11 protein-coding genes are annotated in these 17,323 nt (G+C 46.1%); 5 read left to right on the plus strand and 6 right to left on the minus strand.

Annotation, left to right across the window (positions count from 1 at the left end; all coding sequences use genetic code 11):
* Positions 1–126: 126 nt before the first annotated feature.
* The 5 genes from QUA57_RS03065 to recN form a co-directional block, all read right to left on the minus strand.
* Entirely contained in the window at positions 127–1,641 is a 1,515-nt protein-coding gene (locus tag QUA57_RS03065; protein ID WP_333059595.1) for a serine/threonine-protein kinase, read from the minus strand.
* 143 nt (positions 1,642–1,784) lie between these two features.
* Positions 1,785–3,092, minus strand: coding sequence for a serine/threonine-protein kinase (locus QUA57_RS03070; RefSeq protein WP_333059594.1), 1,308 nt, complete (start codon positions 3,090–3,092; stop codon positions 1,785–1,787).
* 158 nt (positions 3,093–3,250) lie between these two features.
* Positions 3,251–3,799, minus strand: a complete 549-nt coding sequence (locus QUA57_RS03075; protein ID WP_333040883.1) for an inorganic pyrophosphatase — start codon at positions 3,797–3,799, stop codon at positions 3,251–3,253.
* A gap of 453 nt (positions 3,800–4,252) precedes the next feature.
* The gene (locus QUA57_RS03080; protein ID WP_333059593.1) at positions 4,253–7,435 is read right to left on the minus strand and encodes a GAF domain-containing protein; all 3,183 of its coding nucleotides are present in this window, start codon (positions 7,433–7,435) and stop codon (positions 4,253–4,255) included.
* Positions 7,436–8,035: 600 nt separating this feature from the next.
* Positions 8,036–9,793, minus strand: a complete 1,758-nt coding sequence (gene recN, locus QUA57_RS03085; protein WP_333059600.1) for a DNA repair protein RecN — start codon at positions 9,791–9,793, stop codon at positions 8,036–8,038.
* A 186-nt stretch (positions 9,794–9,979) separates the two neighbouring features.
* Here recN and QUA57_RS03090 point away from each other — a divergent pair, with 186 nt between their 5' ends.
* Entirely contained in the window at positions 9,980–11,311 is a 1,332-nt protein-coding gene (locus tag QUA57_RS03090) for a TAXI family TRAP transporter solute-binding subunit (protein WP_333059592.1), read from the plus strand.
* A gap of 135 nt (positions 11,312–11,446) precedes the next feature.
* Here the strand turns inward: QUA57_RS03090 and ruvB are convergent, their stop codons facing one another.
* On the minus strand, positions 11,447–12,544 hold the full coding sequence (gene ruvB / locus QUA57_RS03095; RefSeq protein ID WP_333059590.1) for a Holliday junction branch migration DNA helicase RuvB: 1,098 nt from the start codon (positions 12,542–12,544) through the stop codon (positions 11,447–11,449).
* A 71-nt stretch (positions 12,545–12,615) separates the two neighbouring features.
* Between ruvB and QUA57_RS03100 the strand changes: the two genes are divergently transcribed.
* The 4 genes from QUA57_RS03100 to QUA57_RS03115 all read left to right on the plus strand — a co-directional run bounded on the left by QUA57_RS03100 (position 12,616) and on the right by QUA57_RS03115 (position 17,295).
* Complete coding sequence (locus QUA57_RS03100) at positions 12,616–13,155, plus strand: hypothetical protein (RefSeq protein ID WP_333059589.1); 540 nt, start codon at positions 12,616–12,618, stop codon at positions 13,153–13,155.
* Positions 13,156–13,336: 181 nt separating this feature from the next.
* Entirely contained in the window at positions 13,337–14,188 is an 852-nt protein-coding gene (locus QUA57_RS03105; protein WP_445304453.1) for an ABC transporter permease, read from the plus strand.
* A gap of 179 nt (positions 14,189–14,367) precedes the next feature.
* Complete coding sequence (locus QUA57_RS03110; RefSeq protein WP_333059588.1) at positions 14,368–15,780, plus strand: ABC transporter ATP-binding protein; 1,413 nt, start codon at positions 14,368–14,370, stop codon at positions 15,778–15,780.
* 15 nt (positions 15,781–15,795) lie between these two features.
* Positions 15,796–17,295 (plus strand): methyltransferase, encoded by a 1,500-nt coding sequence (locus QUA57_RS03115; RefSeq protein WP_333059587.1) that lies wholly within the window; start codon positions 15,796–15,798, stop codon positions 17,293–17,295.
* The last annotated feature ends 28 nt before the right edge of the window (positions 17,296–17,323 follow it).

Here is a 17,323-nt window from a genome sequence, read left to right on the forward strand (position 1 = left end):
ATGGTCAAGCGGGATCCGCTAGGGGACGATCGCCCCTTCCATTATATAATCATCCGATCACAATAAATCCACCCTGCATCCCACAATTTGAGAGGGGAATGCTTTGTTTGGGCGAGGGAGATATTTTCACATCGCTCTCTTCTTTTGACCTTCTGTCAAAGTTCTTTGAATTTTCAATCTCAACCACTGGCTTAGTTCTGTTGCTAACCACTTGATTTCTGATTCACTTAGTCCCTCCTTCTCTCCTAACTGATATTTGTGCTTGCCTGCTTGAACTATCATCTGATAGACTTTCCCTAATTTCACTTCCGAGTGGCCCTCCTGCATAAGTAATGATGCCATTTGATATAACTCTCTAGGGATTGAAAAAGCAAAAATCATAACTTTTATAACTTTTATAACTTTTACACCAATACCGCTGTTTCTATATTCACGTTGTTGAATTTTCAACTGGCAAATCTCCTTCCTGGGAGATGGCTTGGCATGATTCCATCTCAACCCCAGCAGATTGCTTGTATGCGAGATTTGCAGCCGATCAATTCTGAGGCGCCTTTCCCTAAATAGTGCAAATATCAACTTTAGTCCTGCCATACATAACAAACTTCCTGATATTATTACAAAAAATTGGGGATTTATCTTTAACGCATCGCTCAACATATCCCTTGCTATAAATGAGACAGGACTCGCAGATACCACAGCCGAAAGCGTGGCAATTAAACCAAAACCGATGCCTGGTGGCGGAATTACAATTTCTATAAACTCCGAATTTTTTGTAAGTTTAATATCGCTGCCTTGTGGCTGCAGCACCACCATAGGACTTTTGTTGATAAGGCGGGGATTTTTAAGCCCTCGCCATGCTTCCCTAGCCGAAGATAACCGTTTGGACAAACTTGGTTCTGTCATCCACTCCAGCCAATCTATTAAATTAGGATTGACCTGCGGTACCAGATCGGAAAATTGAATTTTCAAATCCTGCTGCGACAGTTCGGTGGGATGCAAACCCGTTACCAAATAAATTAAAGTTGCACCTAAACCGTAGAGGTCAGAAGCCGGAACCGAGCGCCCGCCAAATTGTTCCGGTGCCATATATCCGTAAGTTCCCACTACTGTAATTGTGCCGCCAAATTTTGCAGCTTGGTTTTGCACCGAACCGAAATCAACTAAATAAACTTGTCCAACCGAGTTACCTGATCTGCTATGCAGTAAAATATTGCTAGGTTTAATATCGCGGTGAATAACAGGCGGATTTTGCTCGTGCAAATAATTCAAAATTGCTAACAGCGATTTAGTTAATTCTTTCACTTCGCTTTCGCTAAAAGTACGCCCCGATCGCAAATGCTCTTGCAAAGTTTTTCCCTCTACATAAGTCTGTACCAGGGCAAAGCTTTTACTGTTTAGTTCGTCAATTTCCAGGTAGTCGAGGTAGCGCGGAATTGCTGGGTGAGAAAGTGCTTTTAAAGTTTCCGCTTCCCGTTCAAATAGCTTGAGGTCTTGCCATTCAAAATCGCTGCCGAGGAATAGCTGTTTGATAACAACTAATTCGTGAGTTTGTAAGTCACGAGCTAGCAGCGTTTGGCGACCAGTTTGTTTTCCTAGTTGCCGCTGCACTTCGTAGCGTTCTGCTAATATTTTGCTAGTCATATTTTTTTACATGAATTTGAGTGTGAGGGGAACGTCGGGGTTCAGAAACCGGGTTTTTTAGCGAGTCTGGCGGTTCTAACGCGTCTTTTCGTAAAAACCCGGTTTCTAGGAGTCGGAGTGCGTCCAGAACTGTAAATTTTAGATTACAGTCCACTTTCTTTTTGATACCACCGGGCAATAGACTTGCTACTTGCCCCCATTGACAGTCCTGCAATTAGCGACGGTGCTAGCACGAAAATAATCTCAAAACTCAAATCGTTTAGCTTATTCCAATCCATTATCCGAAAGTAGACGATGCTTATCGAGGTACAGAGTACAATACTAATTGCAGTTAAAACCTGTCGGTGAAGTTTGGGATTAGTTAGGGGAAAAAACCACAAGCGGGTCACAATTCCTACGATTATTCCGTTCCCCAACCCCAGCAGCAAGCCCAGAAAAAGACCGATAAATCCTCCGAGAATTGTCGCCACTACCGGCAAAAGAAAGGTGCCGTAAATTGCTGCACAAGCTCCTACACCTAGAGTGCCCATCCAAGTGCTGCGCCCGATCGCATTCTTGAACAACCTAGAGGTATCTAGCGTTTTTCCCAGTCTCAATGTCTGGGAATATTTATTTATTTCCTGTGGTTTTTCTAGAACTTCTTTTGCTATTTGGACTGAGGCGGGACGGCATTCTAAACTCGAATGCGTCATCCACTTCAGCCAATTGGTAAAACCGGGACTGAGTTTGGTCAATTGCTCGAACTCGATCTGCAAATCTTGCTGTGGCAAGTCGGCAGGATGCTGCTTGGTAATTAAGGCGATTAATGTTGCTCCCACGCTGTACAAATCGGAAGCTGGAACTGCTCTGCCACCAAATTGTTCTGGTGGCATATAGCCATAAGTTCCGACAACGGTGACTGTTTTTCCTTGTTGGGTTGCTAGGGTTTGAACAGCACCGAAATCAACTAGGTAAACTTCCCCGACGCTGTTGCCCGATCGATTCTTGAGTAAAATATTGCTAGGTTTAATGTCGCGGTGAATCACCGGGGGCTGTCGCTGGTGCAGGTATGCGAGGATGTCTAATAATGCTGTTGCTAATTGTTTGACTTCGCTTTCGCTGAAGGTGCGGCCGTCTGAGAGATATTCTTGTAGGGATTTGGCTGCGATGTAAGTCTGAACTAGGGCGAATCCTTTGCGCTTGGGCGTGTCGATTTCAAAGGAGTCGAGATATCGGGGAATTGCGGGATGGGATAGGGATTTTAAGGTTTCGACTTCTCGCTGGAACAGTTTTAAGTCTTCCCAGTTAAAGTCGCTGCTGAATGACAGGAGTTTGACTACTACTTGCTTTTGGGTTTTTAAGTCGCGGGCGAGTAAGGTTTGCCTTCCTGCTTGCTTGCCGAGCCGCCGATCGCACTGATAGCGATCGGCTAATATTTCTTTTGACAAATCGCCGATGTTTTGTCCGCTCATGTTCTTTTGCCCTAGAACCGATTAAACCTAGTGTAGTTGACAAAAGCGCAATAATCGGAAATGTTCGGGCTACTGCAAAAAAAATTTTCTGTCACAGAGCAACCGCCTTTAAGAGCCAGCGATCGCACGATCAAGACCCGCCTGAGTTAAGCTTAAATTTAATTTTGGATTTGCTTGTAAAGTGACTGCACTACGTCGAGCAGACTCAAGACTTGCTGCCATTCGGGGGCATCGGGGTTGTAGCTTTTGGCGCGCTGAGTTTTCAAACTGTGGTGCAAGAGGGAAAGCAGCTCGTCTGGAGACTGTAAGGAATTTTCATCTTCATCTGCTGGGGTTTGGGCTGCATTTTCTTCGATATCTTCTTTAATTTTTTGTGCTCTATCGGCGAGGGCTAAAGATCTGCCTGCAAGGTTTTCCGGCATTTTTGGCTGTTCCGACAAAGACGCACTGGTTAGTTCTACCAATAGTTGACAGACTCGATCGACCCATTCGTGATCGTTTACTGAAAAGGAACCAGATTTGAACACTTGCCCGTCAGGTCTTTGCTGAATGCTTTGTACCTTCTGGATCAGAGGGATAGCCTTAACAGTGATGTTTTCCGGGATTCTGGGGATATCTGACAGGGAGCTCCGAGCAATCTCCAGCAATAGTTGGTAAACCTGATCTACCCACTCAACATCTCCCGATTGCGAATTCCAATTATTCATAACTGACGCTAGTGGTTTTCTATATCTAAGACTAGAACATTGATTATCTGCGAAGGAAGCTCTTTTTAGGAGCCACTAACGCTATTAAGACTTACGTGGGCGGGGTGAGAAACCCGGTTTTTGAGCGGATGTTTCGTCGGCTTTCTCCAAGATTTTTCTCAGAAACCGGGTAACGCTGCTGCCAGTCCTAACTATTTTTAAGCGCTTCAAATAATAGAAGTGCTAAGTTTGTTGCGGTAGGTAGTGCGACCGAAACACCTAGGGCGAAACCCCGGCATCTCGCTTGCAAATTCAAATCCGGTTATATAACCATAATACCTGTTGGAGCTTATTTACGATTACCTCAATAGGATATTTAGGTTAATTTGTGGTGGGATGGGAGGCGCACCCCCGATCGCGATCGCCCCCGCCCCGAACCCTGACGCCACGGCCAGCATTTGCTGTGGGCTACTGCTATTTTTCTGTGAGATTCCACACACCATCCCAGTTGAGTACGTCTGAAAACCCATGTTGAAATAACATACAGCGATCGATGTGCAATTTAGCTGCCTTGTTTTTCGGGTCAACTTTCAGAACGGCGTCAAATTCGCGTTCAGCGTCTTTAAAGGCTTGCTTGGCTTTTGGTTCTAAGGCTTTCTTAAACTCGCTCAGCAGTTTTTTCACCCGATCGAGTCCCAGGTTTTCAAATTCCTCATCTAACATTTCTGCAACTGTCTCGGAGGCCCGACTTTTAATTTTCGCCTGCAATAGCTGCCTGATCTCTGCAGGTTTCAGCCGCTTGATTTGGGGATTTGATGGTTCTAAGATGTCTGCTTCCAACAGCTTTTTGACTTCGCCTTCTTGCAAGTATTTAATATCGTCTGCTGATAGGGGCTTGATTTTTGCTTGCAGCAGCATTTTGGCTTCGTCTTCCGAGAGGTTTTTCATTCCTTCCAATTTCAGCAGTTGGATTTCTGGATGCAACAGTACGATGAGTTTGTCTGCTTCCGACAGGTTTTTCGGGTCATACTCTGACAGCTTTTTCAGTTGATATAACAGGTTCCTTAGTTCGTGTTCCAACTGTTGCTCTAGATTGTAGGACAGTTTCTTAATCTCTGCCTCTGGCATTTCGGCGACATCCTTTAAGATGTTTTTCACCTCACTTTCTGAGAGTCTTTGGGTGACTGGAGCTTTGTAATGTTCGCGCCCCTTGGTGTAATGTTCTATAATTTGTTGCTGTGTTTCGGTTAGTGACTTGCCCACTGGCGAGTATCCCTCGCGGATGCCGACGAGTTCGTAAACGATTACGGGTTCGCTTTTGCCTTTGACAGTAATAAAGTCGAGTTCTCGCACGTACAGCCGATCGGCATAATATCTGTAAGTATTGTCGCTGATGATCAAGTCGGTGCCGTACTGCTTGCTGGCGCCTTCTAAGCGAGAGGCGAGGTTTACGCCGTCTCCGATCGAAGTCAATTCCATGCGTTTGCTACTACCGATGTTGCCGCTGACAACTTCATCGGAATGTACGCCCATACCGATGCCGATCGGCAATTCCCCATGTGCCACGCGATCTCGATTAAACTCAGCCAGTTTTTCCCGCATTTTAACTGCCGTTTGCATGGCGCACCAAGCATGATCCTCTAAGGGTGCTGGAGAGCCAAAAACTGCCATCAGAGCGTCGCCGATGTATTTGTCGAGAGTCCCACCGTACTCGAATACGACATCTACCATCACTTCAAAATATTTGTTGAGCATCACTACCACTTCTTCGGCTTGCAATTTTTCCGTAAGTGTGGTATAGCTGCGAATGTCTGAGAACAGCACCGAAACGTTTTTGCGCTTACCGCCCAATCCAGTATCCCCTGAAGCTAACAAAGCTTCGGCTACTTCTGGAGTCATGTAACGGTACATCAAGTTTTTGATTTGCTTGGCGCTGCTAATATCTTCCATGACGACTAACGCGCCGTTGACCTTGTTGGGGTCGGTAGCATCAGTCATTGAATTAATTGAGAGATTGATACTCTGCGCTTCTCCTTCAAAGGAAAGCAAAACTTGATCTGGGTAATACTGCTGGCGGTCCTGATTGTCTTCGGGAGACAAAGACGCATCAAACCATTTGGCAAAATCGCCTTTTTCTAACTTAATTAACTCGCGCAAAGATTGACCTTCGGCTAATTCTGCATCGCTGACACCCAGTAATTTTTTGGCACTGGGATTGGTCGCTACTATATTGCCTTTTTTATCTGTAGAAATCACGCCGTTAGTCAGGGCGTGCAGCATATCTTTTTGTCTTTGTTCTTGCTGTTTGACTTCTGCAAACAGTTTGGCGTTTTGCAGCGCCACTCCTGCTTGGATGTTAAACGCCTTCATAAATTCCATGTCATTGCGATTGAAACTCGCTTTCCACTGATCGGGGGCGTGCGGCCAATCTTCCGGGTTGTAGGGCGGGAATTCTCCTTGTCGTTTTTTATTCACTAATTGGGTGACGCCAATCAATTTTTTGTCCGAGTTAAATACTGGCATACAAAGCATACTGCAAGTGCGGTAGCCAGTTTTTTTGTCTGTTTCTTTGGAAGTTTCGGCGCGGGGGTCGTCGTACACGTCAAAGGGAATCAGCAGCGGTTGGCCGGATTGGGCAACAATACCTGCAAAACCAGCCGTTCTGGGTATGTGAACGTCTTGAAGTTTACCCCCAATGAGCATTTTTGTCCAGAGTTGATTTCTGTCTTCATCGATCAGCCACAAGGTGCTGCGATCGGCTTGCATCAGTTCTTTAGCCTGATCCATCACCCGCTTGAGGGTATCTTCTAAGTCTAAACTGCTCTGAGAAAGAGCGTTGACGGCGTTCATCAGCGCTGTCGCGGCCCGCTGTCTTTGAGTTGCTGCGTAGAAAGATTTGGACGATTCTAGAATTAGGCGAATCGACGGGGCAAATTCTCGAAAAACTTGTTCGTCTTCTTGAGTAAATCCTGCCTTATCAATCTGTGATTCTAAAGTACCATAATGTTCGTGATTGGGTTTGAGTTTATTAATCAGTTGAACTACTGCTACTAACTCTCCTGTTTCTTCGTTGATCAGGGGCATCGCCAGCATTGTATAAGTGCGATATCCTGTTTCTTTGTCAGTTTTTTTTGCGTTAGTCGAGCGGGGGTCGTTATAAAAATCATAAGGAATGTTCACCACTTTTTTTTCAGTGGCTACTTCTCCCGCAATGCCCACATGGGCGGGAAATCGGAGCTCTAGACTTTTGCCATTTTCGTCTTTAGCGACGATCGCCCAGAGTTCATTCTTTTCTTCGTCTAATAAAAATATAGTGCTGCGAGCGGCATTCAGCAATTCCCCTGTTTTGAGGGTAATCGACTGCAACATCTCGTTGAGGATGGCATCAAATCCCTCGCTCTCCAGGATATTGTCGAGCATTCCCAGGGTTTGATTGACAACCTTAAGTTTGTCTTCTACTTCCTTAACTACTACTGTGAAACTTTGCTTATTTAGAAGGTCGAGAATGCCGGATAGGTTTCCTTGGCGGGGGATAATTGCATTGCTCCTAATTTCCGGGGCAGGATAGCGTTCCTGATGATGATTTTCACCGCCGACAACAGTGACATCAATCACGTTGTCCAGAGAAGAGTAATTGGTGGAAGATGCAGATTTCATAGACCTTTACAGAAGCTTAAGTGTAAGGGTTAGTCTCTAAGCGAAGAGAGTGGGGAAGTTGATTAGTGAGTCACCTGTCGCACAAGACTCAAGTATGTGTGAAAGTATTTCCCAGTTTACAGAACTCCGGCCACAAGGCAAGGGAAATTCAGTTGGCCTTGCTGCTTAACGGAGGGTGGGAGAGTAACAAGGCGGTGGGAGTGCTGCAATCTTTTTAGAGATCGCGAATCTTGTTTAAATGGTTTATTAACTGATTTTGACATTGTGTGTGCCTGGTTTAAGTAAGTTCTGCCGATCTTTGAGCCGATCGCCCGCAGGAACATGAAGGCGTACTGGCGGGAAAACTGCTGAAAGAGGGGTGGCCTTGTGGGACTAGCAGCAATTGTGACACTACCAGTTGCTAGTGATGTGTGCCCTTCTCTACACAATTGTGGTTTTTAACTAGAATTTCTCTCTATTGTGCTGCTCTTAGCTTTGAGCCCACTAAATTCACGGGGTTTTCAGCTTTTTTTTGTAAAATTTGCGGTTGATATTTTTAGTGTAACCTCCGACTCGGAAAAAACTCCGCCTTTTGGCCCCCCGATCGGCTTGAGGGTTCGATCAGGGTTGGGCCGACGACTGAGTTTGGCGCAATCCGGCGGCTTCGACAAGCAGGGATTCGGCGAAGGCGATGGCTTCTGTTGCCGAGCGGCCGCTGGCGAGTTGGGCGAGTTCTTCCCGCCGCTGCTCACTGTTGAGAGCGGCAACTCTGACTACTGTACGTTCCATTGGTTCGGAGTTGGCTGCGGGTTCGTCGATACTTGGTTCTGCTTCGATCGTCTGTTTGTTGACGCGAAAATGAAAATCAGCCATCGCGGCGATCAGCGGCTGGTGGGTGACGCAGAGAACTTGGTGTTTGTCGGAAAGTTGGTAGAGTTTTTTGGCGATCGCCCCGGCGACTCTCCCGGAGACTCCGGCGTCGATTTCGTCAAAAATCAGCGTACCCGCACTTTCTATTTGGGAAAAACAAGCTTTGATGGCGAGTAGAAAGCGGCTCATTTCTCCGCCGGAGGCGATCGCGCCCAGAGGTTGCAGGGGTTCGCCCGGATTGGGGCTGAAACAAAAGGCGATTTGGTCGGCACCGGTGGCGGTTGGGGTACAAGGCGAGATTTCGACTTGAAACTGCACTTTTTCCATTGCTAACGGCTTAAGTTCTCCTACGAGGTGCGTTTCTAGTTTGAGGGCTGCTTCGCGCCGCAGGGTGGTGAGGTGGCTGCAAGCGTCTTTTAATTGCTCTAAAGCGGTCTGATATGCGAGTTCTAAGGCTTCCATTGACTCGCCTCCTTCTAAAAGTTCGTTTAGTTCGTTTTGAATGCTTTGGTAGTAGGCGATCGCTTCTTTAAGTGGCCCGTATTTGCGGCAAATTTGTTTGAGTTCCCGAATCCGATCTTCTACTTCTTCGAGTCTTTCGGGATCTGCTTCTAATTGTTCGCCGTAGCTGCTAATTTGCCGGCTGGCTTCTGTGGCTTGAGCTAAAGCATCGCTGACCATTTCTAGGATTGGTTGCAACTGCACATCGTAAACCGCCATGTCGCTTAAAATTACTTCGGCTTTGCTCAACAAGTCGGCGGCTGATGCGCTGTCGCCGTCGTTTTGGTACAGGGCTTGGTGGACTTGGTAACTCTGCTGCTGCAATTCGACGACGTGGCCCAGCCGGATTGATTCTTGTTCTAGCTGTTCGAGTTCGTCGGCGTCTTCGATATGGGCTTCGCCGAGTTCTCGGACTTGGTATTCTAACAAATCAAGTCTTTGCAGTCGCTGCTGTTCCGACTGACGCCTGCGTTTGAGGGCTGTTTTGGCGTTGTTGGCTCCCAGCCACGCGGAGGCGATGATCGATCGCGCTTCAGTAAGCTTTTTGCCGCCGTATAAATCAAGCCATTCTCGCTGGAGGGTTTCTTGTCCGAGGTGGACGGTTTGGCCTTGGGCGGTAATTTCGACCAGCCGATCGCGCAGTTGATCCATTAACTGGCGGTTGACGAGAATTCCGTTCAAGCGCGATCTGGTGCGTAGAGCACCGCTTGATGCGTTAATTTCCCGGCTGCAAACGGCTAAATTTCCGTCTATGGGTTCGATTTCTTGCTCGCCCAGCCACAAAGCTGCGGCTTTGTCCAATTCAAAGGTAGCTTCCAATATTGCCCGCGCTGCTCCGGTGCGAATCGATCGGCGATCGACCTTGCCGCCCAACACTGCATCTATCGCATCTAGGATAATCGATTTGCCGGCCCCGGTTTCCCCTGTAAATACGTTCAAACTCGGGCCAAATTCTAGATCCAGGCAGTCAATTAAGGCAAAGTTTTCTATTCTGAGGGATATTAACATGGGAATTGGGAATTGGGAATTGGGAATTGGGAATTGGGAATTGGGAATTGGCCATCGGGCATTGGCCAAACAGGGCATCGGGCATTGGCTCCTCCACTATCGGGCGCGTCGAATTTCCCGAGTCCAATTTTCATTTTTAACTAGAATACTTTTGATTTTGCCATTATTGATGGAGTCTCAACCTTAATGCAAAATAAATTTCTGTTTCCCATTGCTCTATTAAGTGTTGTCTTGATTGGAGCTTTTGGGTGGAATCTGTACCAAGACAAGCAGCGAGTCCATGAATTAACCCTTGCGACTGGAACGAAAAGCGGGAATTATTATCCTTTCGGGCAGGCAATTGCTGAGGTAGTTACGCAACAAAATCCGCGTTTGCGAATTCGAGTTATTGAGAGTCAAGGTGCTGAGGAAAATATGGGCCTGCTTCAGGCAAATCAGGTGCAGTTAGCGATCGTGCAGAACAATACAGAGGGGGGACCCTCGGCGAGGGTAGTGGCTGCTTTGTTTAAGGAGGTTTTTCACTTAATTGTTTCGGAAAAGTCGGGTATTCAAAATGTTGCTGATTTGCAGGGAAAAAATATTGCGCTGATGGCTGAAGGCAGCGGTTCTTACACTTCTTTTTGGTTGGTAAGCAAACATTACGGTTTGAAAAAAAGCGATTTTAAATTTACTGCTGGCTCTTGGGATGATGCTACTAAGTTGTTTGCTAGCGGCGAGGTTGATGCTATTTTTAGGGTGCTACCTCCGGGGAGCGATGTTGTTAGGGATTTGTTGCAAAATACCCGGGGCAAGTTGGTGCCGATTGACCAAGGAGCTGCGATGAGAATTAAAGTACCTTATCTGGAAGCTGATGTGATTCCTAAAGGTACTTACAAGGCAGATCCTGCGGTTCCCGATGCGGATTTACCTAGCGTTGGAGTGCAGGCTAATCTGCTGGCTGGGGAGGATCTAGATCCGATAATCGTCAAGGAAATTACGCGAATTTTGTTCGAGCACCGCCGCAACTTGGTAGCTGCTAATTCCCTGGGAGCTATGATTAGTCAGCCGGGAGGCAGCGGGAGTTTGTCTTTGCCCGTTCATGAGGGGGCTCAGGCTTATTACGATCGCGAAAAGCCGGATTTTGTTGCTGCTAATTCTGATGCTATCGGTTTGTTTTTGTCTATCGGCACTCTTTTGGCTTCTTGGCTTTGGCAGTTGCGATCGCGCTTTTTGCAGAAACAAAAAAATCGAGCTGATAAATTTAATTTGGATATTTTAAGTTTAATCCAACAAATTCGCCAAGCGAAAGCTTTGGAAGAAATCGATCGGTTGCAGGCAGAGTTATTTGATATTTTTAATCAAGTGATTGTGGACTTGGATGAAGATCGGATTGATTCGGAATCTTTTCAATCTTTTACTTTTACTTGGGAAACTGCGATTAAGATTGCCAGCGAGCGAGAAAAAATGCTGCGGAATGTGCAGTTTGTTTCCAATAGTTTAGAATCTGAGGCCACTCTTATCAAAGATCGGGAGATTTAATTTATATTCCTCGTTCGCACTTGTGCTTGAGCGCCTGGAGGTTCGTAGTTGCGATCTTTGTGGCCCAAAGTTTGTAGTTGAGATTAAGTCCTAAAGCGCAACTACAAACGGAATGGCTGCGTAATTCAGCAATTTCTACTCCTTTGAGCCAATGAAGCCTAAGTGTTTCCAAGCAGCGGCTGTGGCAATTCGGCCCCGACTTGTGCGCTGCAAAAATCCAATTTGCATTAAGTACGGTTCGTATACATCCTCAATTGTTTGAGTGTCTTCTCCTGTGGAAGCTGCAAGAGTTTCTAAGCCAACCGGGCCGCCGTTAAAGTTTTCGATCATTGCTGTCAAAAGACATCGATCAGTCCAATCCAAACCTAGCGGATCGACGTTGAACAGTTCGAGGGCGACTGATGCAATTTCGGCATTAATTGGCTTTAAATTTTTGACTTCGCTGTAGTCTCTAACTCGCCGCAGCAAGCGGTTAGCTATCCGGGGGGTTCCGCGGGCTCGGCGAGCAATTTCTGTGGCTCCTTCTGGGGTGATTTGAGTGTCGAGAACTTGGGCACTTCTTTGGACAATTAGACTGAGTTCGTCTATTTCGTAGTAGCGCAATCTTTGGATCAAGCCGAAGCGATCGCGCAATGGAGATGTCAGCGATCCGACTTTTGTGGTTGCTCCTACTAAAGTAAAGGGTTTCAGGGGAATGCTGCGGATTTTGGCGCTTTTGCCTTGACCGATCGTAATATCTAACCGACAGTCTTCCATCGCCGGATAGAGGATTTCTTCTGTAACTTTAGATAAGCGGTGAATTTCGTCTATAAACAGCACGTCGCCTGCTTTGAGGTTGATCAGCAATCCGACAATATCTCGCGGTTTTTCTAAAGCTGGGGCGGTGGTGATTTTGCATTCAACTTCCATTTCTGCTGCTAGAATTAGCGACATTGTGGTTTTTCCCAACCCTGGAGGCCCGTAGAGTAACAGGTGATCCATAGGTTCGCCGCGAGATTTGGCTGCTGCAATTGCGATCGCCAAAACTTCTCTCAAGTCTTTTTGTCCGATGTATTCAGCTAAACGCTGGGGTCGGATTTTGTCGTCTTGTTTGCTGTTGATTTCGTCGGGTAGTTCTTGCGATTCTAGCAAAGATTCCGCCTGGGGTTTGGCGACTTTTTTGCGACGGGCTGGGGCTATGTCTTCGGGTAGATTTGGGTCGGGGGGCTGTTGTTTGGAGGAGATAATAGCCATATTTATTTGCGATCGGGCAGCGGGAAGTGTTTACAATTGTTAGCAGAATCTTTAAAATTATTGAGTTCGTTATGAGTATTCCATCTTCTTTATTAGCATCGGAAAGCATAACTTTTGAGGGGGCGATCGAGCTGACTCAATCTTTACTGTCGTTCATTGAGGCTAATCGACTTTTACAAGCCGACATCCAGCAAGCTGTTACATCTCTGGTGAAAACACAGAACGGTGCTAGGGGGTTTTTTGTCACCTATCTAACGGACGATCGACAGGAGGCAGATCACCCGTCACCCGGAGTAGTCGAGGCGCTGCGATCGGCTCCTGAGATCGTAGCAGAACTGCTGGTGAAAAATTTGGCGATGTCGGCGGCAATGGCTGTACATCATTCGCGCCAGCAAAAGGAGGAAATGGCGGCCGATTCTGCTAGAGTGCAGGAGCGATCGCGCAATTTAATTCAAATCCTGCAAATGCCAGCCTGTCAAACTATAGCGTCGCAAATGCTAGAAAGTTTGCACAGTGCCAATGGCGAGTATGAAAAATTTTTCCAGCGGTGGGGCTACGACGACGAGCAAAAACTAGCGATCGATTCGGCAGTTCGATCGGCGATCGGCTAAAATAACCTCCGAAGGAAGAGGAAAGAAGAAAGAAAGAAGAAGCCGAAGCTAGGGTGGCAGATCCTTGATCAAAGCGGCGGGGCTGTGGAATAATTGCGGTTTAACAAAAGCTGCACAATTGTAGCTTGAGTTGATTTAGGTGTGAAGCTAGTGAACGAGGGCGAAAAAATTGCTGAGAACGGTGAAAGGAGTTGCCCAAAAAGCCCGAAGGGTGGGCGGCAGGCTGCCCGCAATTACGCCCCGGCGGTGGGCGAAGCTGAATCTGCTGGCAACATTGGTGCGCCGGGACTTGGAAGCTCAATACAAAGGCTCGATTCTGGGCAATTTGTGGCCGCTGCTGAATCAGCTATCGCAATTGGTGATTTACACATACGTATTTTCGATCGTCCTCAAGGTAAAGCTCAGCCTTGCAGGCTTCCCGGAAAACAGCGACATTACATTTGGAGTCTGGCTGTTTGCAGGTTTGTTGCCTTGGAGTGCCTTCACCAGCGGTTTGATCAAGTCGGGAGTATCGGTGGTGGGGCAGCCGAATTTAGTGAAAAAAGTGGTATTTCCTCTCGGTTTGCTGCCGCTAGTGCCGATTTTTACAGCTTTTATTGAAAGTTCTCTGGGTTTAGCAGCTTTGATTGTGATAGTAGTAGTGTCGTCGCAAAAGCTCAACGCTACTTTATGCTTGCTACCGCTGGTGTGGGTGCCTCAGTTGCTAATCACAGCGGGTTTGGGGTATTTGACAGCGGGCTTGACTGTATTTTTGCGAGACATTCCTCAGACATTAGGTGTTATTCTAAATTTTTGGTTTTATTTGACGCCGATCGTCTACCCAGCATCAATAATCCCCCAAGAGTGGCGGGCGTGGATATTTTGGCTGAATCCAATGGCCGCCATCGCGGAGGTTTATCGAGACCTCATACTGCTTGGAGAAGTTAAGCATTGGGGCGAATGGGGTGTCGCCACGCTAATTTCTGCTGCTATATTTTGTGGAGGTTTGGCGGTTTACCGGCGTTTGCGTCCCGCTTTTGCTGACGTGCTGTAAATTTGTTTGAGATCTACAGTCAATCTAAAATCTAAAATCCAGGGTGCTGTAAGTTTGTTTGAGATCTACAATCAATCTAAAATCTAAAATCTAAAATCGATTGTGCTGTAAATATGTTTGAGATTTCAAGTCAATCTAAAATCTAAAATCTAAAATCTAAAATCGATTGACTGCCGCCAATGACAGAAAATGTAATTTCACTAAAAAATGTTTCCAAATGCTTTAAGCGGTACGATCGTCCAGGAGACCGCTTAAAGGAAATTATTTACCCCAGCAAAAAACTGGCTGACGAATTTTGGGCCCTACACGACATCAATCTGGAAATTCCTCAAGGACAAACTCTCGGAATCGTCGGTCGCAACGGTTCGGGAAAAAGCACTCTCCTGCAAATAATTGTGGGGACGCTAACGCCTACCGCAGGAAGCGTGGAGGTTAAAGGGCGAGTCTCCGCTTTGTTGGAACTCGGAAGCGGGTTTAACCCAGAATTTACCGGGCGGCAAAATGTGTTTTTTAACGCTCAGTTACTGGGATTCAATCAAAAACAAACTGAAGAAAAGTTTGACGATATAGCTGCTTTTGCTGATATTGGGGATTTCATCGAACAGCCAGTCAAAACTTATTCTAGCGGTATGTTTGTCAGGCTAGCTTTTGCTGTTGCGACTAGCGTCGAGCCAGATATTTTGGTGGTTGACGAGGCGCTTTCGGTGGGCGACGAAGCTTTTCAACGCAAGTGTTTTGCTCGCTTGCAAAGCATTCAGGAAGGTGGCGGAACGATTTTATTTGTTTCTCACGCTGCTACTTCTGTGGTGCAACTTTGTACGTCGGCTATTTTAATGGATAGCGGTGAATTGCTGCTGGCTCACACGCCGAAGGTGGTAATTTCTAAGTATCAAAAGCTGATTTATGCCGATCCGGATCAGGTGTTGGGGTTGAAGTCAGATATTCGAGCTCTGAACCAACTGACAAAACAGGAAAGTCAAGACCACCTTCAGGAGGCTAATTTAGAAAGCACAAAGAGGGAAGTTAAACCGGAGCAACATCTGTCTAAACCCAAGGAATATTACGATGAATTTTACGATCCGGGGATGGTACCGTCGAATACGGTAAGGTATCCGTCTCGCGGAGCGGAAATTATCAACCCCCACATCGAGACGCTGAAGGGAAATGTGGTAAATCACTTGATCGGTCGTCAAGATTATATTTATACTTACTCGGTCACTTTCTCCCGGTCCACTTCCAAAGTTAGGTTTGGAATGTTGATTAAAACGATTAGCGGTTTTGAGTTGGCGGGTGCTTCTTTGAAGGCTTCTACTCAGTCAGTTAGGTATGTAGAAGCGGGAACGAAAATTGTAGTGAAGTTTCATTTTAAATGTTTGCTGAATCCCGGTGTTTATTTTCTGAATGCTGGGGTTGTGGGAACGGTTGATGGAGATTTAACTTATCTGGATCGCTGCGTTGATGTGGCGATGTTTAGAGTTCAGTCTTGTACTGAGTCCTGCGGGAACGGCATCGTTGACTTGCTGATCGAACCGTGTTTAACTGTTGTTAATGCTGATTCTATAGTGAAAGAGCAGTCAACAGAGGTTATCTAAAATTCTGTAAAAACAATGAACGATATCAATTTAGATTTAGTTGAAAATCCCGTAATCAAAGCATTTATTCAAGATCAAACTAAGTTACCTGAAAAATTTAAACTGAATATCTGCCAAGACGATGAAATGTATTTGTTCAGTTTGAACAACGTCAAAGACGATCGCGATCGGGCTTTGGTGCGCTATTATTCGATCGGGCGTCGCATCTTGGATACGGTTAAACAAGTTGTGGAATGGCATTTTGGCAGTTTTGAAAATGTACCGTCTTTTCTAGATTTTGCCTGCGGTTACGGTAGATTTACGCGGTTTTTGATTCAGGAAATGCCGCCGGAACGAATTTGGGTTTCTGATATTTATGCTAACGCGGTCAAGTTTCAAACTGAATACTTGGGCGTCAGCGGTATTGTCTCGACGGGAAAACCAGAAAATTATTTAATTGACCGAAAGTTTGACTGCATTCTGGCTAATTCTTTTTTCAGCCATATGCCGGAAAGAACTTTTACGAGTTGGCTGCAAAACTTGTACAATTTGTTGACTGCTAAGGGCATTTTGATGTTTAGCGTTCACGATGAGTGTTTGCGGGCCCCTCATGTAGAAATGCCGGCCAACGGTATTTTGTTCAGGGCCAACAGCGAAAGCCAGTCTTTAGATAAGGAGGAATACGGCACAACTTATGTAACTGAAAAGTTTGTGAGAGAATGTGTCGAGCGAGTTAGCGGAGGCAAAGCTTTTGTTCACCGCATCAAAAAAGGCATCTGCAGATTTCAGGATTTGTATGTTGTCACAAATAAGCTAGTTAGAGATTTTTCGGAGTTGAAATTCACTCATCACCCGGAAGGATATATTGATGTTGCTGCTTTTACGAATAAGGAAAATTTGTATCTAGAAGGATGGGTAGCTGATGTGAATCTCGACGGTCGAGTTGAGGAGCTGCAAATGCTGGTAAACGGCGAGGTTGTACAGAGGTGCGAACCTTTTTACGATCGCCCGGATGTTGCTGGATATTTTCAAACTGATGGGGCTTTGCAGTCGGGTTGGAGGTGTTATTTACCAAAAAACACCGTGGCGCTGGAGGATGTGTTAATAGTTAAAGCTATCAATAAATACGGTTTGGAATGGATTCTGGAAACTTGCACTGTTAAATCGCTGGTTAACCAAAGGCAATCGCAGTCTTTGTTGGGGTCTACTCAGACAAAACTCAAATTACTCGAAACTCAGTTAGCTTCGGCTAAGATAGAATGGGAGCAAAGCCAAAGTAAGTTAATGATTACTCAAACGAAGTTGGAAGAAACTCAAACTGAATTAGTTTTAGCTCAAACGCAGTTGGAGCAAACTCAAAACCAGTTAGTATCTGTGCAAACACAGTTGGAGAAAACAGAAAATCAGCTAATTAATCTCCAGCAAGAACTAGAGCAAGCGAAGTGTCGGGTTTTGGCAATGGAAAGCAGCAAGTTCTGGAAGATCCGAAGCGCGTGGTTTCAAGTCAGGCGATCCCTGGGCTTAGCGGGAGAGTAGGGAGAGCAAGTAATTTGGGTGTGGGAAT

Origin of the sequence: Microcoleus sp. Pol7_B2 (assembly GCF_036701035.1) — a bacterium.
Lineage (GTDB): Bacteria > Cyanobacteriota > Cyanobacteriia > Cyanobacteriales > Microcoleaceae > Microcoleus.

Bases quoted from the DNA above. Each gene is read 5' to 3' on its own strand.
- QUA57_RS03065 (WP_333059595.1), bottom strand. From the start codon at position 1,641: ATGACTAGCAAAATATTAGCAGAACGCTACGAAGTGCAGCGGCAACTA.
- QUA57_RS03070 (WP_333059594.1), bottom strand. From the start codon at position 3,092: ATGAGCGGACAAAACATCGGCGATTTGTCAAAAGAAATATTAGCCGAT.
- QUA57_RS03075 (WP_333040883.1), bottom strand. From the start codon at position 3,799: ATGAATAATTGGAATTCGCAATCGGGAGATGTTGAGTGGGTAGATCAG.
- QUA57_RS03080 (WP_333059593.1), bottom strand. From the start codon at position 7,435: ATGAAATCTGCATCTTCCACCAATTACTCTTCTCTGGACAACGTGATT.
- recN (WP_333059600.1), bottom strand. From the start codon at position 9,793: ATGTTAATATCCCTCAGAATAGAAAACTTTGCCTTAATTGACTGCCTG.
- QUA57_RS03090 (WP_333059592.1), top strand. From the start codon at position 9,980: ATGCAAAATAAATTTCTGTTTCCCATTGCTCTATTAAGTGTTGTCTTG.
- ruvB (WP_333059590.1), bottom strand. From the start codon at position 12,544: ATGGCTATTATCTCCTCCAAACAACAGCCCCCCGACCCAAATCTACCC.
- QUA57_RS03100 (WP_333059589.1), top strand. From the start codon at position 12,616: ATGAGTATTCCATCTTCTTTATTAGCATCGGAAAGCATAACTTTTGAG.
- QUA57_RS03110 (WP_333059588.1), top strand. From the start codon at position 14,368: ATGACAGAAAATGTAATTTCACTAAAAAATGTTTCCAAATGCTTTAAG.
- QUA57_RS03115 (WP_333059587.1), top strand. From the start codon at position 15,796: ATGAACGATATCAATTTAGATTTAGTTGAAAATCCCGTAATCAAAGCA.